Genomic DNA, 23,931 nt, shown 5'->3' with positions numbered 1-23,931 from the left:
CAGCGGAAATATGAAGCTAACTGCGCGAACGGCGCGTTACGGGTTACGCGACATGCCCGCGCACGGTTTAGGCAATCGGAAAAAATGTGGCCAGTTCTGTCGCTTTCTCGACGCTTTCACGAGGGGCCACAGACCGTATGCTTGACGATGGAGCGTGCTCTAACGACGTGCTCCGGTTTGCCTGTCCACCTGAACATCTATGCGAGCAAGCGCTCGAAGGAGAGTCACCGTCATGCAGATTAGCGACAACGCCGCCCTGTCGTCGGGCAGCACCCAAGCGCCGTCGGGCGCGACGGGCCGCAACGATGGGCCGTCGTTCCAGGACCTGCTGTCGCAACTGAAGGCCTACACGGGCAGCCCTGGTCAGGCGATGTTCAATATGATCCTCGCGCAACTGGGCGTTACGCCGGAGCAGCTCGCGCAAATGACGCCGGAGGAGCGCGAGAAGATCGAGGCAAAAATCCGGGATCTGATGAAGAAGGACATGCAGGCGCAGCAGGCCCAGCAGCAGGACCCGTCGACGCAATTGATACAGATGCAGCAGCAGGGGCTGCAGGCGAGCATGCAATCGGATACGTCGTCGTCATCGTCGCATAAGCACAATGCGATCGAAGTCGAACTTTGATTCAGCGTCAATACCGGTTACCGCGACGTTACAGCATGGCCACACGGGCCGGCGCCGGGCTGACCCCGGCGGCGGCCCATGCAGTGGCCCATACAGCGGCTTCGTTACGAAGCCTTGTGCGCGGCCACTTTCCGCACGAATCGGTCGATCAGTTCCGCGCATTCATCAGCTTTTTCGTCGAGCGCGAAATGCCCCGCATCGAGCACATGGATCTCCGCGTTCGGCAGATCGCGCCGGTACGCCTGCGCTTCGGCAACCTGAAACGACGGATCGTACTTGCCCCATAGCACGAGCGTGCGCGGCTGGGCTTTCTTCATCCATTCCTGCCACTTCGGATATGACGCGACATTGGTCCGATAGTCGTAGAACAGGTCGCTTTGAATGTCGACTTCGCCGGGCCGGCTCAGAAACGCGAACTCGTCCATCCAGAGGTCCGGGTCGTAAAGATCGATGTTCGGGCTCGAGCCAAGGTGACGCAGCCGCGTCGCGTTGAACGAGATCAGGTTTTCGCGCAGCGCGGCTTCGTTCGGCGCGCGGTTCGCCCAGAATTCGCGCCGCTTGTTCCAGAGCGGTCCCAAGCCGTCTTCGTGCGAGACCGCGTTCTGGACGATCAGCGCGTCGACGCGCTCCGGATGCGCGAGCGCAAGCCGGAAGCCGACCGGGCCGCCATAGTCCTGCATATACATGATGTAGTGCGTGAGGCCCATTCTGACCGTGAACGCATCGATTACTTCGGCGAGGTGATCGAACGTGTAGGCGAACTGCGACGGCGGCGGCGCGGCGCTATTGCCGAAGCCCGGGTAGTCGGGGGCGATCAGATGGTAGCGGGCCGCGAGCCGTTCGAAGAGCGGATTGAACATGCGCGACGACGAAGGGAAGCCGTGCAGCAGCAACAGGGTCGGCGCGTTCTTCGGACCCGCCTCGCGATAGAACACCGATACGCCGTCGATATCGACGCTGCGGTAGTGGACCTGCGCATCGCTGATAGAGGCCATGGCATCTCCTTTGGCAGAAGCGAATGGTGCGTGGCTGAGCGCGGCGACGACGGCCGTCGCCGCGACGAGTGTTTTCCATATCGACATGTTTTTCTCTTGACACGGGTGTGAAAGAAAGCCGGCAGCGCCACGCGCGCACCGGCCTGAAACCCGACGCGGTGCGCTGCGATGGATGCGCAAGGCCGATCATAGGCGTCCTTGCGTTTGCGCGTGCGTGAGCGCGCAAGCGCGGCGCGGGTGGTGGGGTGGTGCGCGACCGGTTGCTGCAAAATCCTTCAATACAGGCGCAAAATGCGTTTGTATCATCCGTTGTGCAGATATTGCGCCTGACGTATTCGACACACGCGGAGCATCGATTGACATTGCAAACGGATAATCCACACACAACGGCTGTTCCAGAAATCGCCTCGCCGCGCTGCGTGATCGTCATCGACGATGCGCTGCCGCCCGGAAAGGCATGCAACGCCGCGGCCGTGATCGCGCTGACGATCGGCGAGCGGCATCCGTATCTGGTCGGCGCGCCGCTGATCGACGCGCGGAATGTTCATCATCCGGGGCTCATCCCTGTCGGCATTTCAGTGCTGAAAGCTTCGGCCGGGCAATTGTCGAAGCTGCGGGCGGACGCGCGAGAGAAAGACTTCGATTTTGTCGGCTTCCCGGTGCAGGGCCAGCAAACCAAGGACTACACCGCGTTCAGGGACGCGGTCAGAGCGGTCGATACGCATGAGCTTGCCTATGTGGGCGTCGGCATTGTCGGCGACAATAAGGCACTCAGAAAGCTCGTCAGCGACTTCGAATTGATGCAATAGTGACGATCCGGACCACCACTGCGACGAAGGTATGGCGCGCGCCTGACGTGCTCGACGCGATGATGCTCAAAGGCGAGTTCGTCGGGCACCGTTATCCGCCGCACGCGCACGACACGCATTGCCTCGTGTTGATCACGAGCGGCAGTGTGGTCGTCAATATCGCCGGGCATATCGATACGCTGCGTCGCGGCGACATCGTGCCGCTCGACGCGGACACGATGCATGCCGCGCATGCGGGCGAGTCGGGCAGCTGGAAGATGCGCGTCGCCTACTTCCTGCCCGACGATCTCGCTGCCTACACCGAATCGATCGGGCTGCCGGTGCGTTCGCGGTTCGACGTGCCGGCCACGATCGTTCGCGACGCGCCGCTCGCGCAATCGGTCTACGGCGTCAGCTGGTGTTCGGAAGTCAACGACGACCCGTTCAAGCGCAGCGAAACGCTTGCATTCGCGATCGGCCATATGCTCTCGGTTCATGCGGCGCAGCGCGCGACGCTGCCGTCGCCGCGTGTCGAACCGCGCGTGATCCGCTCGGTCAAGGAGCAATTGCAGGCCGATCTCGCCGGCAAATGGACGCTCGCTTCGCTCGCGGCCGAGCATGCGTTGACGCCTTTCGTGCTGCTGCGCGCGTTTATTCGAAGCGCGGGCCTGAGCCCGCATGCGTATCAGCAGCAGGCGCGCATCCGCTATGCGCAGAAACGATTGAAGCAGGGCGCGGCGATCTCGCTCGTCGCGCGCGAGGCCGGTTATTCGGATCAGGCGCATTTCACGCGCGTATTCAAGCAATACACAGGTGTCACGCCGAAATCGTTTCAGATGGCGGTGATGGGCTGATCGGGCCTTGAACCGTCCTCAACCCGCCCTCAACCCGCCCTCAACCCGCCCAGACATTGACGTCGGAAACCGCCGTGGCGAACACTTCGGGCGCCTCCTGCGGCAGGTTGTGTCCGACGCCCGCTACGATGCGGTTCTCGTGGCGTCCGGTGAACCGCTTCAAGCCCGCCTCTCCGCCGCCCAACGGTCTGACGCCATCGGCGTCGCCATCGAGCGTGACCGAGGGCACTGTAATCGCGGGCGAGGCCGCGAGGCGGCGCTCGATCTCCGCGAATTGCGGATCGCCGTCGACGAGTCCGTAGCGATGCCGATACGAATGGATCACGACATCGACGAAATCCGGGTTGTCGAATGCGGCCGCGGTGCGTGCGTAGGTGGCGTCGTCAAAGCGCCAGGTTGGCGACCATAGCGACCACAGCAGCCGGCAGAAATCGGCGCGGTGTTGTGTCAGCCCGGCGCGGCCGCGCTCGCTGTGAAAGTAATACTGGTACCACAGCCGATGTTCCTTATCGGGCGTGTCCGGCTCCATCGCCTTCGCGATGTTCTGAATGTTGTATCCGTTGACCGACACGAGCCCGCGCACCCGGGACGGATAGAGTGCCGCCACGACACAGGCGGCGCGGCCGCCCCAGTCGTATCCGCCCAGTACGGCCTTCTCTATCCGCAGTGCGTCGAGCAGCGCGAGCAGGTCCGCGCCGAGCGCGGCCTGCTCGCCGGAACGCACGGTGGCCGGCGCAACAAAACGCGTCGGCCCGTAGCCGCGCAGATACGGTGCGATCACGCGCGCGCCCTGCGCGACGAGGCGCGGCGTCACTTCATCGTAGGCGTGAATGTCGTACGGAAAACCATGCAGCAGGACGGCCGGCCATCCATCGGCGTCGCCCTGTTCGTCATAGGCGATATCGAGCAGGTTCGTGGCGATATGCTTAAGCATGATGTTGTCCCGAAGAGGAAGCGGTTGGGTGGGCCGCCGCAGCCTGGCCGACCGGGATCGGCGCGGTCGCCGCGGGTCGCGCGGGACGTCGGCCGGCGCGTGGCTTGGCCTTCGCTGCACGCGGCGAGGCGGACAGACGCATCAGATTGCGCAGCGCCATCATCGCCCCGATCGCTTCGAGCACGCCCGCGGGCACCCACATGATGAGGCCGCCCAGGCTCTGGTCGAGCGAAGCGGGCAGCGACGTGAAGGCCCGGCCGCACAAGGTGAAGATCGGATAGAGATCCTGCGACGAAAACGTAATGATCGCGCCGACCAGAATTTGCGGCGTCATCGTGATCACGGGCGACAGCACGCGCAGGCCCGGACGCGTGCGGCTCGGCGGCGACGGCCGATGATCGAGCAGCATCCACCAGTACAACAGGCCGCTGATTGCCACCGACCCGTTCATCAACCGGTAGAGGCGCCAGTCGAGCATGGCCACGAACTGGACCGACGGAATCAGCCAGAAGACGACCGATACGACGAAGGCGACCGAAATGAAAGCGGGGTTCAACACGACGGCCGCGGCGAGGCGCGCCGGCCGCGTGCGCTGCCAGCGTCGCAGCGCGGATCGCCAGCGCAGCGGCAGTCCCGCGCGAAGCACGCCGCACGGATAACCGGCCATCATGATGAGCGGCGCGAGGTGATGCAGCACGAGATGCTGCAGTCGATGCACGAAGAACTGATGCTCGGCGTAATAGTCGAGCCGCGTATGCAGCGCGACATAGAACAGCGCAAGGCCAAGCCAGAACGCCGCCTGACGCACGATGCCGACGCGGATGCGGCGCGCGCCGCGGGCGAACAGGAGCGCCGCCGCCGCGAACACGACGACAAGGCTGAGCGAAGGCTCCCAGGGATCGAACAGGCTCAGCAAGGACATGGCGGAAGGGACAGAAAGAAAAGAAAGGCGCGCCGCGCGGGTGAAGCGCAACCCGGGGCGCGGCGTCGATGGTAGCAGGAGGCAGGCAGGCGCGAATGCGAAGTTCCTTCGCGTGGCGCGGGGGCCTGGCCATGAATCGACCGGTTGGCGGCCGTCGCCGTGTAAACTATGCGGTTTTTTGCGCGAGGAAATCCGTGCAGCTTCCGCAGCGCATGCCCTATAGCGGCGCGCCACTCGTTCGCATGCTGGCGCGTATGACGCAGGTCGGCGTTCCCGCTTCCGATGTCGCCGTGCTGGACCGGCTCAGCCAATGGCTCGGCTGGACGGACGCCATTGCGTTGTCCAGCGCGCTCGACACCGCCGCGCCGGCGGCCGGCGCGCCCGTCACGGCTGCGCAGGTCACGGGCGGCGACGCGACGGTGGCCACGCTCGAGGCCGCGCTGTGCGCGCGTACGCGCGCCACGTTGAGCGACGCGATCGGGGCGATCGGGTCGATCGCGTCGATCGATATGGGCGGCGGGCGGCGCAGCGAGCATGCGCGGCGCGGCGGTATGACGCATCCGCGGCAGCACCCGCAGGCACCGTCGCGGGTTCAGCCCCATACGCAGTCGCATGCCGATTTACGCGCTCATTTGCGCACTCAGGCACACGTTGAAGCAGGCGGCAACGCGGACCCTGAACCCGTCGACTTCGCGCTGTTCCGTCAGGTCTATCACACGCAGCAGCAGTCGATGGAACACGCGATCGGCGAATTGCGGGTCCGATTGCGTGCGATGCTCGCCACGCGCAGCGAGCGTCACGCGCGTCTCGCACTCGTCGACGCGACGATGGAGCGCGCGCTCGACGCGCGCGAGCGCAGCGTGCTCGCGGCCGTACCCGTGCTGCTCGAAGCCTGTTTCAAGCGGCTGCGCGACGCGGCGCTTGCAGAGGCGCCAGCGCAGACGACCTGGCTCGACACCTTCCGGGAAGACATGCGCGCGGTCCTGCTCGCGGAACTCGACGTTCGTTTCCAACCGGTGGAGGGGCTGCTCGCCGCTCTTCGCGCCAGCTAATACAGATACACAGAACCCTTCGACAGGCACTTTCGACGGACACCTTCGGAACACCATGTTCAGATACCGCATTCATCTTGCCGTCTTCGCAGTCGGCCTCGCCGCCGTGCTCTGGGTCGCCATCGGCTACGCGACGACGAACCCGCTCGCACTCGTTGTCGCGCTGCTGATCGGCGCGTGCTATGTGACAGGCGCCCTCGAGCTGTACCGCTACCAGCAGGCCACCGATACCTTGATCGCCGCCGTCGGTCAGCTCGATGCGACGCCGCCGCAACTCGGCGCGTGGCTCGAGCGCCTGCATCCGAGCCTGCGCGGCGCCGTGCGGCTGCGCGTCGAAGGCGAGCGCGCGGGACTGCCGGGCCCGGCGCTGACGCCGTATCTGGTCGGCCTGCTCGTGTTGCTCGGCATGCTCGGCACGCTGCTCGGCATGGCCGCGACCTTGCGCGGCACGGGCGTCGCGCTCGATTCCGCCACCGATCTGCAAGCCGTGCGCGCCTCGCTTGCCGCGCCGGTGCGCGGCCTCGGCTTTGCATTCGGCACGTCGATCGCCGGCGTCGCCACCTCGGCGATGCTGGGCCTGCTGTCGGCGCTGTGTCGCCGCGAACGCATCAAGGTCGCGCAGCAGCTCGACGCGAAGCTCGCGACGGTGCTGCGCGTGTTTTCGCCCGCGCATCAACGCGAGGAAACATTCCGGCTGATGCAGCGTCAGGCCGAGGCGATGCCCGCGCTGATCGACGGCCTGCACACGCTAATGGGCGCGCTCGAACGGCACAGCGCCGCCACCAGCGAGCGGCAACTGGCGAGCCAGCAGCAGTTTCATGCGAAGACCGAACAGGTGTACGCGCGGCTCGCGAATGCGGTCGAGCAGTCGTTGCGGCAAAGCGTCGGCGAGCATGCGCGCGCGGTGGGCGCGGCGCTTCAGCCTGTCGTCGAGACGACGCTCGCGAGCCTCGCGCGCGACACCACCGCGCTGCACGAGCGCGCGGCGCAAGCGACGCAACAGCAGATGGAAGGACTGTCACGCGGCTTCGCCTCCACTGCGGAGCAGGTCGCGAGCACATGGACCGGCGCGCTCGACGCGCAACGCGCCTCGAACGACGCGCTCGCCGAGCGCATGAGCGCGACGCTCGAGCGCTTCGCCGCGACCGCCGACACACGCGCCGCGAAACTGCTCGACGAGGTTGCTGCGCAACTCGCGGCATCGGCGGCACAGCTTTCGGGGACGTGGACCGACGCGCTCGCGCAGCACGTGCAGACGCACGACGCGCTTGCCACGCGTCACGAAGCGGCGACGACGGCAGCCCTGCAGACATGGACCGATGCGCTCGCGCAGCACGCGCAGACGCACGACGCGCTCGCCACGCGTCACGAAGCGGCGATGCACGCGGCCAGCGCAACCTTCGCGGCGGCGACGACCGCCGCCGCCGCGAGCATCGACTCGCATGCGGCCTCGCTCGTCGAACGTGTCGATGCGTCGCACGCGGCGCTGCAGACGGATCTCGCCGCCGCCGACGACAAGCGCCTCGCCGCATGGGCGAGCACGCTCGAACAGACCGCGTCCGCGCTATCGCGCGAATGGGCGCAGAGCGGCGCGCAACACGCCGCACGCCAGCAGCAGATCTGCGACACGCTTGCCGCGACCGCGCGCGAGATCACCGAACGCGCGCAGGCCGAAGCGCGCGGCACGCTCGACGAAATCGGACGGCTCGTGAGCGCGGCGTCGGACGCGCCGAAGGCCGCCGCCGATGTGATCGGCGCGTTGCGCAGGAGCCTGTCGGAAAGCATGGTCCGCGACACGGCGATGCTCGAGGAACGCACACGTCTGCTGCAAACGCTCGAGACGCTGCTCGACGCGGTCAATCACGCGTCGACCGAACAGCGCGCGGCGATCGACGGGCTCGTGTCGACCTCGGCGACTCTGCTCGAGCGCGTGGGCGAGCAATTCTCGGGCAAGGTCCAAAGCGAAGCGCACAAGCTCGATATCGCCGCCGCGCAGGTTGCGACCAGCGCGATCGAAATGGCGAGCATGGGCGACGCGTTCGGCGCGGCCGTCGCCTCGTTTAGCGAATCGAACGGCAAGCTGATGACGCATCTCGAGCGCATCGAGCGCGCGCTCGACCAGTCGCTCGCGCGCAGCGACGAACAGCTCGCGTACTACGTCGCGCAGGCGCGCGAGGTGATCGACCTGAGCGTGATGTCGCAGAAGCAGATCATGGAAGACCTGCAGCATCTGGCCGGAGCGCGCGCGTCATGAGCGACGAGATCGATGTCGGCGTCGAGCCGGGCGCGCCGATCTGGGCGGCGTTCGGCGATCTGATGTCGGTGCTGGTGGGCGCGTTCGTGCTGATTCTCGTCAGTGTGATCGGCGTACAGTTCGAACTGTCGAGCCGGCTCGAGAAAGAGGTGCAGCAGCACAAGGCCGACGCAGCGCGGCGCGAGGCGCTCGAAAAAGCGCTTGCCGCGCCGCTCGCGGCGGGGCGCGTGACGCTCGTCAACGGGCGCATCGGCATCAGCGGCAATGTGCTGTTCGCGCTCAATTCGGACCAGTTGCAGCCGCAAGGGCGCGACTTGCTGAAGTCGCTGGCGGCGCCGCTCGCCGCGTATCTGCACGTGAACGACGAGATCCTGATGGTGAGCGGTTTTGCCGACGACCAGCAGGTGCGCGCGGGCAATCGCCGTTTCGCGGACAACTGGGAACTGTCGGCGCAGCGCGCGCTGACGGTGATGCGTGCGCTGATCGACGACGGCGTGCCGGCCAAATCGGTGTTCGCGGCGGCGTTCGGCTCCGAGCAGCCGGTCGGTTCGAACGCCGACGCCGAAGGCCGCGCGAAGAACCGCCGTGTCGAGATCGCGCCGGTGCCGCGCCAGGCGGCCGGCAACGGCGGCAAGCCGCAGTGAGGGAAGGCGTGATGTGCAAATGGGTAACGCGCAATGAGTGACGTTCGCGAGACGCCGCAGCTCCCCCAAGCCGCATTCGACGATGGCGGTCGCGGCGACGCGCGCGCGACGCTCGACGCGTGGCGTGCGGCAGGCGCCGATCGCATCGATCCGCTGCGCTTTGCGGCGCTCGATGCGCTTGCGCGGCGCATCGCGCAGCTGTCGTCGGAAGAGGGCGAATTCGGGCGCCTGCTCGACGCGCGACTGGCGGCGCTGATGACCGCCTATGCGGAAGACATCGAACGCAACCGCCGTGAAGCCGAATTGCAACCCCCGCCGGCGGATAACGCAAACGCACAGCGCGGCACCACGCTCGCGGCTTTGACCGCTTCGCTGAAAAGCGGGCGCACCGAGCGCGCCGAGACCCTCGCCGACACGCTGCAGTACTTTCATGCAACGTGGTCGAAGCTCAGCGCGGGCCGCCAGTTGCGCGAGTCGCTCGCGCAGGTGCCGGGCAACGCGGGGCCGCTCAATTCGAACCGCCTCGTGCATCGCGCGCTGTCGCTGATGAACGAGCTGTCGCCCGACTATCTTCAGCAGTTTCTGTCGTATGTGGAAACGCTGTCGGCGCTCGGCGATCTCGCCGGTGGCGGGAGCGGTCACGCCGGCGCCGAGGCGTCGGGCGCGGATGGCACGCAACCGCCGCGCGGCAAGAACGCGAAAGGCGCGAAACCCGTGGTCAGGCGCAAGCCGAAGGCCAGCTGAACCTGCGCGCAACCTCGACGCGCCCAGCCGGAAAGGCCCAACACGCGATGTTTGCGCAACGAGGGAATTTGCGCGATCGTTCAAAGATTGAAAACGCCATGAACCGCAGGGGGTGGGCGATGAAATCGTCGATCGTTTTATCGGGTGCCGTTGTCATGCTGCTGGCGTGGCCGCTGGCTGCGACGGCGCAATCCGAACATGGCCTCACGCGCGCCGAAGTCGTTCAGGAGCTGATTCAGGTCGAACAGGCCGGCTATCGCCCGGGATGGGGCGACAACACGAACTATCCCGACAACATCCAGGCTGCGCTGGCGCGCATTGCCGCGCAGCGGGGCGCGGCGGCGGCGGGCGCCGGTGGCGGACCGTCGGCAGGTGCCGCCGCGCCGGTGGCTCGTCCGTGACTCGGTGACCGCCAGTGACCGCCAGTGACCGCCAGTGACCGCCAGTGACCGCCAGTGACCGCCAGTGACCGTCATTGACTGCCAGCGACCATCAGACGGCCGATGCCCGGGACCCTCATCGGGTGTAACCCTGCCGCCCAAGCCAGTCGCCTGGGCTTTCCATGGCTTTCCATCTTCGGTCGTAGCTTTGGTCGTACCTTTGGTCGTGTTCGCCAGGCAGCGCACCGGTTGCTTGTGCATACAGCACACGTAAGCCTTACAAATTCCGCATGCCCCGCCGACGCATCCGCGCATTGCACGCAATGGCGCAGAACTTGCACAGCACATGTGCCGGTGAAGCAAATCCCGTTTTCGCACGCTGTTGCGTGCGGCCCGAATACCGGCAAATCCATGACGAGGAGAGCACGGATGGAAACGACGAAGGCTGAAGGCGTCGTCCGCGAAGCGGTCGGCACGGTGCAGGAGACGGTCGGCAGCGTGATCGGCGATGCAGGCGAGCAACTGTCGGGCAAAGCCAAGGCGCTGTGCGGCAAGACGCAGCAACTGTATGCGGATGCTGTGGATGTCGCACGCGATTCGATCGTCGAGAAGCCGATGGCGACGCTGGCGATCGCGGCCGCGGCCGGTTTCGCGATCGGTGTGCTGTGGGCGTGGAACCGCGGCGGCGACTCGGATCGCTGAGCACGGCGCGAACGGCGTTCGCGCAAGCGTTCACGTTCGCGCGGCAGTTCACGCAGTGACGGAGCACGGCCATGTCGATCCATTCCAAAGTGACGCAGTGGGGCAATGTGAGCCGCTTTTGCGTCGAGCGCCTCGGCGACTACAGCGAGCTGCTGTCGATCGAGGCGTCGCGGATGCGCACGCGGCTGATGCGCGAAGTCATCGCGCTCGTCGCGCTCGCGGTGGCCGGGCTCTTTACGCTGTCGTTCGTCTGTATCGCGATCATCGCGACCTTCTGGGCGACGCCTTATTTCATTCATGTCGTGTGGGCGGTCGCCGGCGCGTGGCTCGTGCTGTCGATCGCGGCGCTCGTCATGTTCCGGATGCAGCGGCCCGTCTGGTCGCTCGAGGCGCTGCAGGAAGAGATCCGCAACGATCTGAACACGGTTAAAGAGGCACTCAAATGACTACCGTCTATGACGACGCGTCGCGAGCCGCAGTGCGCGCGCGGATGGCCGCCTCGCGCGCCGGGCTGCTCGCCGCACGCGATGCGGCGAAGCTGGCCGACGCGCGCCGCAAGCCCGTTTTCACGGCGTCGGCGATACGCGAACTGGCCGTCAGCGCGCCGCATGTGACGCTCGCCGCCGCGATTCTGGCGGGTGCGCTGCTGCTCGGGCCGCGGCGCATCGCCACGGTGGTCGTGCGCAACGGGCTGACCGGATGGATCGGCAAGACGGTGCGGCGGCTGGCGGGTCGATAAGCTCGCCGGTCGATCGACCTGTTAAAGGCGGTCACGCAGGAAATCAACCATGTGAAACACCCATGCGCGGTCCGCTTTTGCACGCCGGACGGCGACTTCACACGGGCGCCGGTTGCCGTGGATCACGCCACATCGTCCAGACACGGGGGCCGTCGCGCAGGCTCAGTTCGGATCGAATGCGAAAGCCATGGCGTTCGTAAAACGCCAGATTGACCTCCGATGTGGCTTCGAGATATGCGCCGGCCCCTGCTTCATCGCAGATCGCGAGTTCGCGCTCGAGCAGCTTCGTGCCGATGCCTCGTCCCTGCCGCGGTGGGATGACGCCAAGCACACCGAGGTACCAGTAATGGCCGCGCGGCGGCGCTGCGCTCTCGAGCGCCGACATGACGTACAGCGCGCGGGCGGACTGCCGGCCGAATGTGGTCAGGATGGCGGGCAAGAGACGCAGATTCTGCATCGCCGTCAACGGGTAGCGGCCAGGCGGCAGCCATAGCGCCGCCGCGTCGAGCTCATCGGTCGCGACGACCATGCCGAGCCTCGTGAACGCGTTCAGATAGATGCGGTACACACGTTCAAGGCGCGCGAGGCGCGTGCGTTCGTCGGGCAACACATAGGCGGCGATCGGATCGTGCTCGAACGCGCGCGCCAGCGCTCGTCTCAAGGTCTGGTCGATTTCGGTAGCGGAGAGGGGCATCGGTTTTCGCGTTGCAGCGGTGTTTTTTGTGAGGCAAAGCAGCATGCTATGGCCTGATACATGACGAGCATCCTCAAAATGGGAACCGGGATTTCCGAAAACGAAGCCGCAGGGGCATGGCGCCCGCAATGATCTGAAGTTTAATGTCGAGTTTAATCGAAGCACGCAGCGCTCTGCTCTGCGTTTCTGCTCTGCGTTTCTGCTCTGCGTTTCTGCTCTGGAAAGTCAGCATGTCGCAGGTCCTGTAGCTGTGGCAGACTAGTTTTCACCGCGGTCTGCGCGACCGCGGCCTCGCCGATTCAACACGTGCGCGACATTGCACATCGGCCCCGACAAAGGCAATCCGATCTGATAGCGAACAGTTCAGATGTCCTTCCGGTTCGGCATGCTCGAAGATGGCGGCTCCCAGCTGTTGTGGGCGGACAGCGAATTGGCCTTGAGCCGCATGTGGTGCCGCCAGCAGGGCGGCACGCGCGTCGCCCTGCTGGCGGTGCGGCCCACGGCCGAGCATCCGACGCCGGCGAGCCTCGACCGGCTCGCGCACGAGCACAGCCTGAAAGACGAACTCGATTGCGCATGGGCGGCAAGACCGCTCGAACTCGTCCGGGAACGCGGCAAAACGCTGTTGCTGCTCGAAGATACCGGCGGCGAGCCGCTCGCGCGGCTGCTCGAGGCGCCGCTTCCGGTGGAACGGTTTCTGCGCCTTGCGATCGCGATCGTCGCGGCGCTGGGCAAGGTGCATCAGCAAGGTCTCGTTCACAAGGACCTGAAACCGTCCAACGTGCTGGTCACCGCGAAGGGCGAAGTACGGCTCACCGGCTTCGGCATCGCGTCGCGCCTGCCGCGCGAGCGCCAGGCGCCCGCGCCGCCGGAAACCATTGCCGGTACGCTGGCCTATATGGCCCCGGAGCAGACCGGCCGCATGAACCGCTCGATCGACGCGCGCAGCGATCTGTATGCGCTCGGCGTGATGTTCTATCAGATGCTCACGGCCTCGCTGCCGTTTGCGGCGGCCGATCCGATCGAGTGGGTGCACTGCCATATTGCGCGCAAGCCAGTGCCGCCGTGCGAAAAAATGGCGAGCATGCCGCGCGCGCTGTCGGCGATCGTCATGAAGCTGCTCGAGAAGACCGTCGAGGAGCGCTATCAGACGGCGGGCGGCGTCGAGCGCGACTTGCGCCGCTGCCTCGCGCAGTGGGAAGCGCGGCAAACGATCGAAAACTTCGCGCCGGGCGAGTTCGATACGCCGGACCGGCTCGTCATTCCCGAAAAACTCTACGGGCGCGCGCATGAAATCGACGTGCTGCTCGGGGCGTTTCACCGTGTGGTCATGGGCGGCGCGCCGGAACTCGTGCTCGTTGCCGGGTATTCCGGTATCGGGAAGTCGTCGGTGGTCCACGAACTGCACAAGGTGCTGGTGCCGCCGCGCGGCCTGTTCGCATCGGGCAAATTCGACCAGTACCGGCGCGACATCCCTTATTCGACGCTCGCACAGGCGTTTCAGGGGCTGGTGCGGCCGCTGCTCGTGAAGTGCGATGCGGAGCTGGCCGAGTGGCGCAAGGCGCTGTGCGACGCACTGGGGCCGAATGCGCAACTGATGATCGACGTTGTGCCCGATCTCAAGCTGATTATCGGCGAACAGCCGCCGGTGCCCGACATTGCGCCGCAAGATGCGCAACGGCGCTTTCAGCTCGTGTTCCGGCGCTTCGTCGGTGTGTTTGCGCGCCCCGAGCATCCGCTCGCGCTGTTTCTCGACGATCTGCAATGGCTCGATGCGGCCACGCTCGACTGGCTCGACGATCTGCTCACGCGCTCGGACCTGCGCCACCTGCTGCTGATCGGCGCGTATCGCGACAACGAGGTCGACGCGAGCCATCCGCTGCGCAGAAAGCTCGATGCGATCCGGCACGCGGGCGCGCAGGTCGAGGAACTGAAGCTTGCGCCGCTGGCGCGCGAGCACCTGTCGCAACTGATCGCCGATGCGCTTCGTTGCGGTCCGCGGCGGGCCGGCGCGCTGGCGCAGCTGGTGCACACGAAGACGGGCGGTAATCCGTTTTTCGCGCGGCAGTTTATTGCCGAACTCGCCGACGAGGGCCTGCTTCGCTTCGCGCACGATGTGTCGCGCTGGTGTTGGGATCTCGATTCGATCGATGCGAAGGGGTACACCGACAACGTGGTCGATCTGATGGTCGGCAAGCTCGTACGCTTGCCGATGCGCACGAGGAGCGCGATGCAGCAGCTGGCCTGTATCGGCAATGCCGCCGATATCCGGCTGCTGGCCGTCGCGCTCGGCAGCCCGGAGGAACGCGTGCATGCCGATCTGTCGGATGCGCTGCGTCTCGAGCTCGTCGAGCGGCTCTCGGGCGTCTACCGCTTTGCGCACGACCGCGTCCAGGAAGCCGCGTATCGGCTGATTCCCGAAGCGTCGCGCGCCGCGGCGCATCTGCAGATCGGCAGAATGCTGGCTGCCCATACGCCGGCCGCGCGGCGCGACGATGCGATCTTCGAGATCGTCAACCAGCTGAATCAGGGCGCGCCGCTGATCACGTCCGACGAGGAACGCGAGCGCGTGGCCGGCCTCGATCTGATGGCCGGCAAGCGGGCCAAGGCATCGACGGCTTATGTGTCGGCGATCAGCTATTTCGCGGCCGGCCGCGCGCTGCTGCCCGCGCAAAGCTGGCAGACGCACTACAAACTCGTGTTCGCGCTCGACCTGCAGCGCGCCGAATGCGAATTGCTGACCGGCGACGCCGCGGCGGAAGCGCGCCTGCTGATGCTCGCCGGCCGCGCGAACAGTCTCACGGATCTCGCCGCGGTAGCCAGCCTGCGCGAAATTCTTTACACGATGCACAACCAGTTCGACGAGAGCGTGCGGGTGGCGTCGGACTATATGCGCAGCGTCGGCGCGCCGTGGCCGGCAGAGGCGACGTGGAACGATGTGCTCGCGGAATACGGCACGATGCGCAAGCGCCTCGACCGGCAGCCGTTCGAGCGGATCGCTGCGCTGCCGCCGATGTCGGACCCCGCGGCGAAGGCCATGGTCGAGGTGCTGACCGAGATCGTGCCCGCGGCGTACTTTACCGACATGAACCTGTGCTGCCTCGTGGTGTGCCGCATCGCGAACATCAGCGTCGAGCATGGCAACAGCAACGGGTCGGTCTATGCGTACTCGTTGCTCGGCTTTTTCCTGCGCACGTTTTTCGACGATCATGAAGCCGCGTTCGGCTTCGGCAAGCTCGCGCTCGAGCTGGCCGCGCGGCCGGGGCTGAGCCGCTTCAAGGCGCGCTGCTACAACAACTTCGCCTATAGCATCAATCCGTGGACGAACCCGATCCGCAGCGGCCGCGAGCTGTTGCAGCAAGCGTTGAGCGCAGCCGAGGAGGTCGGCGACCTCAGTTTCGCGGCGTATATTCACTTTTCGTTGATGACCGACCTGATCGCCTCGGGCGATCCGCTCGATCAGGTGCATGAAGAAGGCAAGCGCGGCTTCGACTTTGCATCGAAGGCGCGCTTCGGGCTGATTGTCGATGTCATGACCGCGCATCTGCTGTTTATCCGCGCGATGCGCGGGCTGACGCCGCGCTTCGGATCGTTCGATGACGCGCAGTTCGACGAAGCACAATTCGAGCGGCATCTCGAAGCGGACCCGGGGTTGGCAAACCCGGGCTGCATCTACTGGATTCGCAAGTTGCAGGCGCGGTATTTCGCCGGCGATTTTGCCGGGGCCGTCGCGGCTGCGGCGAAGGCGGCGCCGCTGCTGTGGACCTCGCCGGCTTCGTTCGAGCAGGCCGAATATCACTTTTATGCAGCGCTTGCGCATGCCGCGCCGTGCGGTTTCGCAAGCGCGTACGAACGGCGCGGCGAAATGGACGCGATCGGCGGCCACAGCCGGCAGATTGCGCTATGGGCCGAGAAGTGTCCGGCTAACTTCGAGAATCGCGCCGCGCTGATCGCAGCGGAAATGGCGCGCATAGAGGGCCGCGAAGGCGACGCGATGCGCCTGTACGAACGCGCGATCCGCTCCTCGCGCGAGCAGGGTTTCGTGCAGAACGAGGCGCTCGCGAACGAGCTCGCGGCGCGCTTTTATCTCGCGCGCGGATTCGACAGAATCGGCCGGCTTTATCTGCGCGATGCGCGATATGGCTATTTTCGCTGGGGCGCCAACGGCAAGGTCCGGCAACTGGACGAGTCGTACCCGGAGCTGACGGGCGACCCGGCGGAGGGTGCCGCGGAGGGCGCCACGGCGTCGGGGACGATCGGTGCGCCGGTCGACTATCTGGACCTCGCGACCGTAATCAGGGTCTCGCAGGCGGTATCGGGCGAAATCGTGCTCGAAAAGATGCTCGATGTGCTGATGCGCTCGGCGATCGAACAGGCCGGCGCGGAGCGCGGGCTGCTCGTGGTGATGCGCGGCGCCGACGCGCATATTGCCGCGGAGGCGTCGATCGGCGAGCACGCGATCGTGGTCGAGATACGCGATCGCGTTGCGGATGCGGCCGCCTTGCCGCAATCCGTCCTGCACTACGCGCTGCATTCGCGCGAATCCGTGATGCTCGACGATGCGTCGGCCGACCATTTCTTTTCGGCGGACCCTTATATTCGCGAGCGGCAGTCGCGCTCGATTCTGTGCCTGCCGCTGCTCGCGCGCGCGACGCTGATCGGCGTGCTGTATCTGGAGAACCACCTCGCGCCTCGCGTCTTCGCGCCCGCGCGCGTCGCGGTGCTGAAGCTGCTTGCTTCGCAATCGGCGATCGCGCTCGAAAATGCGCGCCTTTACGCCGATCTGGCCGAACGCGAGGGCAAGATCCGGCGCCTGGTCGATGCGAATATTGTCGGTATCGTGATCTTCGCGCTCGAAGGCACGATTCTCGAAGCGAACGACGCGTTCCTGCGGATTGTTCAGTACGACCGCGACGATCTCGTCTCGGGGCGCATGAGCTGGATGAATCTGACGCCGCCCGACTGGCTCGAACGCGACAGGCGCGTGTGGGTGCCGATGCTGCGCGCGACGGGCATGCTGCAGCCGATCGAGAAGGAGTACCTGCGCAAGGACGGCAGTCGCGTGCCGGTGATGATTGGTGTCGCGCTGTTCGAAGAGGATGGCAGCCGCGGCGTTGCCTTCGTGCTCGACCTGAGCGAGCGCCGGCGCGCCGAGGAAGATGCGCGCGAAATGCAGCGCGAACTCGCGCATGCGAACCGCGTGACGACGATGGGTCAGCTTGCGGCATCGATCAGCCATGAAATCAAGCAGCCGATTGCATCGACGGCCACCAACGCGGCGGCCGGTCTGCGCTGGCTCGATCGTGTGCCGCCCGAGCTGGGCGAAGTGCGCCAGGTGCTCGAGCGCATCATTGCCGACGCGATGCGCGCGAGCGACGTGATGAACCGGATTCATGGCCTCGTCAAGAACGCGCCGATCTGCAAGGAAACGCTGCAGATCAACGACACGATTCGCGAGGTCGTCGCGCTGACGCGCGGCGAGGCCGAGAAGGACGGCGTAAGCGTCGCGATGCGGCTTGCCGTCGATTTGCCGCTCGTCGTGGGCGACCGCGTGCAACTGCAGCAGGTGATGCTGAACCTGATCGTCAACGCAATCGAGGCGATGAGCACCGTCGACGACGGGCCGCGCGAACTGACGATCAGCACGCGCAACGGCGAGCCGGGCGCGGTGCTGGTCGCGGTCGGCGATTCGGGGCCGGGCGTGCCGTCCGCGAATACGAACCGGCTTTTTGCGCCGTTCTATACGACCAAGGCCAGCGGACTTGGCATGGGATTGTCGATTTGCCGCTCGATCATCGAAGCGCATGGCGGCGCGCTGCGCGTCGGCGCAAATCTGCCGCACGGCGCCGTGTTCGAGTTTTCCGTTCCGGCGCACGAGGCTGCGGCGCAGGACGGCGATCGCGCCCACTCGCGATAACGCGCTAGCTCGACCCCGAAACGATCAGCCCTTCGCACGCGAGATGGCTGCATAACGCGCTGAATTCGGCACCCTGCGCGCCCCTCGTGCCCCTCGTGCCCCTCGTGCCTCCGGTGCTACTCGCGACATCGACCTCGATCGGTCCGTCCATTTCCTGAGAAAGATGCGCGAGCAACGTATGCGCGATGCCCGAGCGCCGGTACGCGGGCTCGACGAACAGGTCGACGAGTGTGGCCCGCGCGCCGCCCGGCGTGCTTGTCGCCGGTTCGAAATGGACCCAGCCGACGGGCTGATCGCGATGCCGCGCCACGGCGCGGCCGCGGCGCTCGTCGAACTCGATCGTGATCGCACGTGCGCTGCGGTCCTTGAACATATAGATGTGCATCGATATCGGGGCGTCAGATGGACTTCACGCGCGCTTCAGACTTTGCCTTTCCACGGCACGAGCACCTTCTCGACATAGCGCATCAGCAGGTCGAAGCACAGCGCAAAGAAGCCGATCACGATAATGCCCATGATCACGACGTCGCTTGACAGAAACTCCGCGGCGTTGAGCACCATAAAGCCAAGACCGCTCGTCGACGCGACCATTTCGGCGGCCACCAGGGTGGTCCATCCCACGCCGATGCCGATGCGCATGCCTGTAAAGATTTCGGGCAACGCGGCCTTGAGGATCACATGGAACACCACCTGCGTGCGCGAAGCGCCCATCGAGTACGCGGCATGAATCTGCTCGATCGATACCGAGCGCACGCCCGCGCGCGCGGCGATTGCGAGCGGCGCGAAGATCGCGAGGTAGATCAGCAGGATCTTCGAAAACTCGCCGATGCCGAACCAGATGATGATGAGCGGCAAATAGGCGAGCGGCGGCAATGGCCGGTAGAACTCGATCGGCGGATCGAATACGCCGCGCGCGAGACGCGTCACGCCCATCAGGATGCCAATCGGAATTGCCGTCACGCACGCCAGCAGAAAGGCGCCGAACACGCGCAACAGACTGATGCCCGTGTGTTGCGCCAGCGTCGAGTTTGCAAAGCCTTCGGTCGCGACATACAGGAACTTCTGGTACACGGCCTGCGGCGACGGCAGGAAGAGCGGCTTGATCCAGTGCAGATTGGTGGCGATAAACCACAGGCCGACGAACGCAATGACGGTGACGAGGCTGATCGCGAAGCTGCTGCCTTGTCCGGGCACGCCAAATGTATCGCCGGGCTTGACGGGCTTTTTTGCGAGCACGCGCGAGCGGCGCACCGGTTTGCGCGGCGGCGGTGCCGCGGTGTCGCGGCTGTCCGGCTCGGCGTGCTCGTGCGTCAGCGTCTGTCCCAACTTCGAACTAAACATGCGTCACCTCGTTTTCAGCCTGATGCGTTTTCTCATCGCCGTAGATGATGCCTAGCACGCGCTCGCGCATCGCGATGAAGTCGGGACTCGATTTGATCGATCGCGCGTCGCGCGTTTCGAGAAAGCGTCGATTGAAATCGAGGTCGTACGTGTGCGTGACGCGGCCGGGCCGCGGCGACATCACGACGAGGCGGCTCGCGAGAAACAGCGCCTCTTCCACGCTATGCGTGATGAAGAAGAACATCTTGTTGGTCTGTCGCCAGACGTCGAGCAGCAGTTCCTGGATCGTCTCGCGCGTGAGCGCGTCGAGCGCGGCCATCGGCTCGTCCATCAGCAGCATCGCGGGATCGCAGGTCAGTGCTCGGGCGATGCCCACGCGCTGTTGCATGCCGCCCGAGAGCTGATAGATCATGTGCTTGTGAAAGTCCTGCAGGCCGACCAGCGCGAGATTGCGCACCGCGATTTCATGGCGCGTCGCCTTTGGCACGCCTTGCAGCTTGAGGCCGAACTCCGCGTTGTCGATCACGTTGAGCCATGGCAGCAGCGCATGCTTCTGAAACACGACACCGCGATCGGCGCCGGGCCCGCAGATCTTTTCGCCGCCCAGCAGCAGCTCGCCTTGCGTCGGCGAGATAAAGCCCGCCATCAGCGAGAGCAGGGTCGTCTTGCCGCAGCCCGACGCGCCGAGCGCGACGACGAAGTCTCCCGAGTTGATCGTCAGGTTGATGTCGTCGAGCGCCTGCACGGTCTGCCCGGCGGTGCGCCCCGGGAAAACCACGCTCACGTTCCTGACTCTCATGCTTTCCATAGTGCCTCCTGATGTGCGGCGGCGGATCGTTCGTCATCCGCAGCGTTTACTTGAGCTTCATCGCGGCCTCGACATAGGCCGGGGTGACAAATTTCGCGTAGTCGGGCTGCACGGTGCCGATCTGATGCTGGTCCTTCAGAAATGTCGCCGTGTCTTTCAACGCGAAGGCGGCGCGGCTCGAGTTGCCGCCGCCGAGCCATTGCGGCGAAGCCTGTTCGGCGAGCGTCGGGAAGGCGTAGAGCGACAGCGCTTCCGGTACGTCGGCCGGCGACCCGCCGATGGTCTTCGCAATCGCCGCGGCCTGCGGCGATTGCGCGTTCCAGGAGGAAGGGTGCTTGCGGTACTGCTCGTCCGCGTCGGCGATCGCCTTGACGAACTTCGCCATGAAGTCCTTATGATCCTCGCCCCATTTGCGGTCTACCGCAATCCCGTCGAACGTGGGTTTGCCAAGTTTGGACAGCTCGCCCGACGTAATCAGCACCTTGCCGCTTTTCTTCAGCTCCGCGAGTGCGGGATTCCACACATAGGCGGCATCGATATCGCCGCGTTCCCACGCCGCGACGATCTGGTTCGGCTGCATATTGAGAATCTTCATGCTCGACGGGCTGATGCCGAAGTGCTGCAGGGCGAACATCATGTGATAGTGCGTCGTCGAGACGAACGGCACGCCGACTGTCTTGCCTTTCAGATCCGCGGGCTTCGTGATATTCGCGCCGTTGCGCACGACCAGCGCTTCGGCTTCGTTGATGCCGTCGAGAATCCAGAACAGCTGCAGATCGACGCCCTGGCTCACGGCCGCGGCAAGGGGGCTCGAGCCGATCACGCCGACTTTCACATCGCCCGAGGCCATCGCGGTGGCCACTTTCGCGCCCGATTCGAACTGCCGCCAGTTGATCTTGTAGCCGGTCGCTTTCTCGATCGAGCCGTTGGCAATCGCGACGATCCACGGGTCCACGATCTGCTGGTACGCGATCGTCACTTCCTTGTCTTCGGCGTACGACGCGTGCGCGGCAAATCCGGCGAGCGTCGCGACGACCATGCAGCGCACGAACTGGACCAGGCGCGGCCGGCCCGGACGCGGACGCTTTGGACTACCGGGCAAACCGCCGCGCAAACCACTGCGCAAAAGCCGGGTGAGTAGGGCATTCATGGGCAGGTCTCCTGATGGGTAGGTCGCGCTATATCGGATGAGGCTTGCGGATGAGGCTCGCGGACCAGGCTCGCGGATGGGGCTCGCGGATTGGGCCCGCATCGACCGGGGTTGCCCCAATCGTTCGAAACGGATTGTTTCGAGTATCGTCATTAGTGATCGGCTCAAGTTAGTGCCAGACGGCGACGATCGTTGAGTCCACATTCGGCCAGCCGGCCCCGCATATGGGCGGGTTTTCCCGCACTTTTCCCTTTTTCCCGCATTTGGTGCGGCCGCCTTCAGGAGAAAACATGCCTAGCCGGGCTTCGTCGGTTCTCTGGACCCAGCGGTTCGAGCGTTCGCCCGAGCCGAACCTGAGCCTGCAGGCGCAAATCCGGCAAATGCTGGTCGCCTCGATCCTCGACGGTCAGCTGATGCCCGGGCACGCATTGCCGTCGAGCCGCGAGCTGGCCGACCAGCTTGGCGTGGCGCGCAATACGGTGGTGCTCGCGTATCAGCAGCTTGTCGAAGAGGGCTATCTGATCTCGCGCGAGCGCAGCGGCCATTTCGTGAATCCGTCGATGCTCGAAGGGCAGCACGACTTCGCGCGGTGGCGTGACGCCGATGCCGATGCGGCCGGCGCACCGGCGCCGGACCATGGCGATGCCCACGCGCGCCCGGACTGGAACCGGCGCATCGCGCGGCCGCCTTCGATGCAGCGCAATATCGTCAAGCCGCGTAACTGGCAGAACTACGAGTATCCGTTTATCTACGGTCAATTCGACCAGACGCTTTTTCCGACCAACGACTGGCGCGAGTGCTGTATCAAGGCGCTATCGGTCATGGAAATCCGCAACTGGGCGCCCGATCTGATCGAGCGCGACGACGAGGGGCTGATCCAGCAGATCTGCACCCGCGTGTTGCCGCGGCGTGGCGTGTTCGCGAAGCCCGATGAGATCGTTGTGACGATCGGCGCGCAGCAGGCGCTTTACCTCGTGGCGGATTTGCTCGCGAACGAAAGCACGACGGTCGGTTTCGAAAACCCGGGTTATCCCGACGCACGCAATATCTTTCTGACGCGCAATGCGCGGCTGTTGCCGCTCGCGGTGGACGGCGGCGGCGTGCGCACGGTCGAAGACCATGACGTGCTCGCGCAATGCGATTACGTGTGCGTGACGCCGAGCCACCAATGCCCGACTTCGGTGACGATGCCGATCGAGCGGCGCCGCGCGTTGCTGAAGCTCGCGCGGTTGCATGACTTCGTCGTGATCGAGGACGACTACGAAAGCGAGAACAATTTCACCGGCGCGCCGCACCCGGCGTTGAAGAGCCTCGATACGGCCGATCGTGTGATCTACATCGGCAGTTTGTCGAAGACTTTTGCGCCGGGGCTGCGTCTTGGGTATGTGGTGGGCCCGCGCGATCTGATCCGCGAGTTGCGCGCGTTGCGGCGACTGATGGTGCGGCATCCGGCGGCGCTGATCCAGCGCGCGTTCGCCAATTTCCTCGCGCTCGGCCATCACGATACCTTGTTGCGCAAGCTCGCGCATGCGTACCGCGAACGCGCGCAACGGCTGATGGCGGCGCTCGATGCGCATATGCCCGAAGCGCGCTACGTGCCGGTGACGGGTGGCGCGTCGTGCTGGGTCGAAGGGCCGCCCGGGCTCGATGCGGCGCGCCTCGCGGCCGACGCGGAAGCGCGCAGCGTGCTGATCGAACGCGGCAATGTGTTCTTTATGGCGGGGCTCGAGCAGCAACAGTGCTTTCGTATGGGCTTTTCCGCGATCAAGCCTGAAAAGATCGAGGCCGGCGTGCAGGTGCTCGCGGAAGTGATGCGCGAGACCTGCGCATCGCAGGAGCACTGACGCATTTCGTCGCTGGCCCAGGCGAATCCGTCCAACTGGAACTACCGCCGCGCGCGCGCCTTACCTAACGTGTCGACAGTGCCACCGCGCGCAGCGTGAACCTGTGTTGCGGTGCAGTCATTCCACTGGAGACACGGTATGCCCGACACACTCAATGAGCCGGCCGTCACGGCCGACACGCTCGCCGCTTTTTCCGCTGCCTTCAACCGCCACGACGCCGATGCGTTGATGGACTTCATGACCGACGACTGCGTCTTCGATGCAGCCGGCGGAAGCGACGTGCACGGCACCCGGTATGTCGGCAAAAAAGCCGTGCGTGCGGCCTTCGAAGCGGTTTTCAAAGCATTTCCCGACGCACATTGGGGGCACGGCCGGCATTTTGTGGCGGGCGATCGCGGTGTTTCCGAATGGGTGTTCAGCGGCACGCACGCGCAGGGTTTTCGCATCGAAGCGGAAGGCTGCGATCTGTTCGAATTCCGCGACGGTCTGATCGCGGTGAAACGGGCCTTCCGCAAGGACCGTCCGCAACAACCCGTCTGACGCG

Annotated in this window: 22 protein-coding genes; 14 read left to right on the top strand and 8 right to left on the bottom strand. The window is 65.3% G+C overall.

Annotated elements, in window-relative coordinates:
- Positions 1 to 232 precede the first annotated feature (232 nt).
- Entirely contained in the window at positions 233 to 625 is a 393-nt protein-coding gene (locus ACYPXD_RS16630; RefSeq protein WP_459713251.1) for a hypothetical protein, read from the top strand.
- Between the two features lie 104 nt (positions 626 to 729).
- Here the strand turns inward: ACYPXD_RS16630 and ACYPXD_RS16625 are convergent, their stop codons facing one another.
- Entirely contained in the window at positions 730 to 1,620 is an 891-nt protein-coding gene (locus tag ACYPXD_RS16625; protein WP_459713248.1) for an alpha/beta fold hydrolase, read from the bottom strand.
- Positions 1,621 to 1,976: 356 nt separating this feature from the next.
- Between ACYPXD_RS16625 and ACYPXD_RS16620 the strand changes: the two genes are divergently transcribed.
- Positions 1,977 to 2,429: a DUF2000 domain-containing protein gene (locus ACYPXD_RS16620; protein WP_459713245.1), complete on the top strand. Its 453-nt coding sequence runs from the start codon at positions 1,977 to 1,979 to the stop codon at positions 2,427 to 2,429.
- Complete coding sequence (locus tag ACYPXD_RS16615) at positions 2,429 to 3,262, top strand: AraC family transcriptional regulator (protein WP_459713243.1); 834 nt, start codon at positions 2,429 to 2,431, stop codon at positions 3,260 to 3,262. The genes ACYPXD_RS16620 and ACYPXD_RS16615 overlap by 1 nt, the downstream gene beginning before the upstream one ends.
- 40 nt (positions 3,263 to 3,302) lie before the next feature.
- Here ACYPXD_RS16615 and ACYPXD_RS16610 read toward each other — a convergent pair whose 3' ends face one another.
- Both ACYPXD_RS16610 and ACYPXD_RS16605 read right to left on the bottom strand, forming a co-directional pair.
- Complete coding sequence (locus tag ACYPXD_RS16610; RefSeq protein WP_459713241.1) at positions 3,303 to 4,196, bottom strand: alpha/beta fold hydrolase; 894 nt, start codon at positions 4,194 to 4,196, stop codon at positions 3,303 to 3,305.
- Positions 4,189 to 5,118: a cytochrome c oxidase assembly protein gene (locus tag ACYPXD_RS16605; RefSeq protein ID WP_459713238.1), complete on the bottom strand. Its 930-nt coding sequence runs from the start codon at positions 5,116 to 5,118 to the stop codon at positions 4,189 to 4,191. Before ACYPXD_RS16605 ends, ACYPXD_RS16610 begins: the two co-directional genes overlap by 8 nt.
- 194 nt (positions 5,119 to 5,312) lie before the next feature.
- On the opposite strand from ACYPXD_RS16605, the gene ACYPXD_RS16600 reads away from it, so the two are divergent.
- The 8 genes from ACYPXD_RS16600 to ACYPXD_RS16565 all read left to right on the top strand — a co-directional run bounded on the left by ACYPXD_RS16600 (position 5,313) and on the right by ACYPXD_RS16565 (position 11,633).
- Complete coding sequence (locus ACYPXD_RS16600) at positions 5,313 to 6,170, top strand: DUF3348 domain-containing protein (RefSeq protein ID WP_459713236.1); 858 nt, start codon at positions 5,313 to 5,315, stop codon at positions 6,168 to 6,170.
- Positions 6,171 to 6,225: 55 nt separating this feature from the next.
- A complete protein-coding gene (locus ACYPXD_RS16595; RefSeq protein WP_459713234.1) occupies positions 6,226 to 8,424 on the top strand; it encodes a DUF802 domain-containing protein in 2,199 nt (732 codons plus the stop codon).
- A complete protein-coding gene (locus ACYPXD_RS16590) occupies positions 8,421 to 9,068 on the top strand; it encodes an OmpA family protein (RefSeq protein WP_459713232.1) in 648 nt (215 codons plus the stop codon). Before ACYPXD_RS16595 ends, ACYPXD_RS16590 begins: the two co-directional genes overlap by 4 nt.
- 33 nt (positions 9,069 to 9,101) lie before the next feature.
- Positions 9,102 to 9,812, top strand: a complete 711-nt coding sequence (locus ACYPXD_RS16585; RefSeq protein ID WP_459713230.1) for a DUF2894 domain-containing protein — start codon at positions 9,102 to 9,104, stop codon at positions 9,810 to 9,812.
- Positions 9,813 to 9,910: 98 nt separating this feature from the next.
- Complete coding sequence (locus ACYPXD_RS16580; protein WP_459713227.1) at positions 9,911 to 10,213, top strand: DUF4148 domain-containing protein; 303 nt, start codon at positions 9,911 to 9,913, stop codon at positions 10,211 to 10,213.
- 408 nt (positions 10,214 to 10,621) lie between these two features.
- Positions 10,622 to 10,894, top strand: a complete 273-nt coding sequence (locus ACYPXD_RS16575) for a CsbD family protein (RefSeq protein ID WP_459713225.1) — start codon at positions 10,622 to 10,624, stop codon at positions 10,892 to 10,894.
- Positions 10,895 to 10,965: 71 nt separating this feature from the next.
- The gene (locus ACYPXD_RS16570; RefSeq protein ID WP_459713223.1) at positions 10,966 to 11,340 is read left to right on the top strand and encodes a phage holin family protein; all 375 of its coding nucleotides are present in this window, start codon (positions 10,966 to 10,968) and stop codon (positions 11,338 to 11,340) included.
- Positions 11,337 to 11,633 carry a hypothetical protein gene (locus ACYPXD_RS16565; protein WP_459713221.1) on the top strand — a complete coding sequence of 99 codons (297 nt, stop codon included), beginning with the start codon at positions 11,337 to 11,339 and terminating at the stop codon, positions 11,631 to 11,633. The genes ACYPXD_RS16570 and ACYPXD_RS16565 overlap by 4 nt, the downstream gene beginning before the upstream one ends.
- A gap of 97 nt (positions 11,634 to 11,730) precedes the next feature.
- Here ACYPXD_RS16565 and ACYPXD_RS16560 read toward each other — a convergent pair whose 3' ends face one another.
- On the bottom strand, positions 11,731 to 12,327 hold the full coding sequence (locus ACYPXD_RS16560; protein WP_459713219.1) for a GNAT family N-acetyltransferase: 597 nt from the start codon (positions 12,325 to 12,327) through the stop codon (positions 11,731 to 11,733).
- A 367-nt stretch (positions 12,328 to 12,694) separates the two neighbouring features.
- Here ACYPXD_RS16560 and ACYPXD_RS16555 point away from each other — a divergent pair, with 367 nt between their 5' ends.
- The gene (locus ACYPXD_RS16555; RefSeq protein ID WP_459713216.1) at positions 12,695 to 18,244 is read left to right on the top strand and encodes a trifunctional serine/threonine-protein kinase/ATP-binding protein/sensor histidine kinase; all 5,550 of its coding nucleotides are present in this window, start codon (positions 12,695 to 12,697) and stop codon (positions 18,242 to 18,244) included.
- A gap of 4 nt (positions 18,245 to 18,248) precedes the next feature.
- On the opposite strand, the gene ACYPXD_RS16550 is transcribed toward ACYPXD_RS16555, so the two are convergent.
- Genes ACYPXD_RS16550 through tauA form a run of 4 tightly spaced genes read right to left on the bottom strand, consistent with a single transcriptional unit; the run spans position 18,249 to position 21,432 of the window.
- A complete protein-coding gene (locus tag ACYPXD_RS16550; protein ID WP_459713213.1) occupies positions 18,249 to 18,629 on the bottom strand; it encodes an N-acetyltransferase family protein in 381 nt (126 codons plus the stop codon).
- A 35-nt stretch (positions 18,630 to 18,664) separates the two neighbouring features.
- Positions 18,665 to 19,585, bottom strand: a complete 921-nt coding sequence (locus tag ACYPXD_RS16545; protein ID WP_459713211.1) for an ABC transporter permease subunit — start codon at positions 19,583 to 19,585, stop codon at positions 18,665 to 18,667.
- Complete coding sequence (locus ACYPXD_RS16540; RefSeq protein ID WP_459713208.1) at positions 19,578 to 20,393, bottom strand: taurine ABC transporter ATP-binding protein; 816 nt, start codon at positions 20,391 to 20,393, stop codon at positions 19,578 to 19,580. The genes ACYPXD_RS16545 and ACYPXD_RS16540 overlap by 8 nt, the downstream gene beginning before the upstream one ends.
- A 46-nt stretch (positions 20,394 to 20,439) precedes the next feature.
- Positions 20,440 to 21,432, bottom strand: a complete 993-nt coding sequence (gene tauA / locus ACYPXD_RS16535) for a taurine ABC transporter substrate-binding protein (protein ID WP_459713383.1) — start codon at positions 21,430 to 21,432, stop codon at positions 20,440 to 20,442.
- A gap of 401 nt (positions 21,433 to 21,833) precedes the next feature.
- Between tauA and pdxR the strand changes: the two genes are divergently transcribed.
- Positions 21,834 to 23,387 (top strand): MocR-like pyridoxine biosynthesis transcription factor PdxR, encoded by a 1,554-nt coding sequence (pdxR, locus tag ACYPXD_RS16530; RefSeq protein ID WP_459713205.1) that lies wholly within the window; start codon positions 21,834 to 21,836, stop codon positions 23,385 to 23,387.
- A 138-nt stretch (positions 23,388 to 23,525) separates the two neighbouring features.
- Complete coding sequence (locus ACYPXD_RS16525; protein ID WP_459713203.1) at positions 23,526 to 23,927, top strand: nuclear transport factor 2 family protein; 402 nt, start codon at positions 23,526 to 23,528, stop codon at positions 23,925 to 23,927.
- The last annotated feature ends 4 nt before the right edge of the window (positions 23,928 to 23,931 follow it).

This window comes from Paraburkholderia sp. 2C, assembly GCF_054589215.1.
Note: the sequence above shows the minus strand (reverse complement) of the source record. Positions and strands in the feature narration are given on the sequence as shown.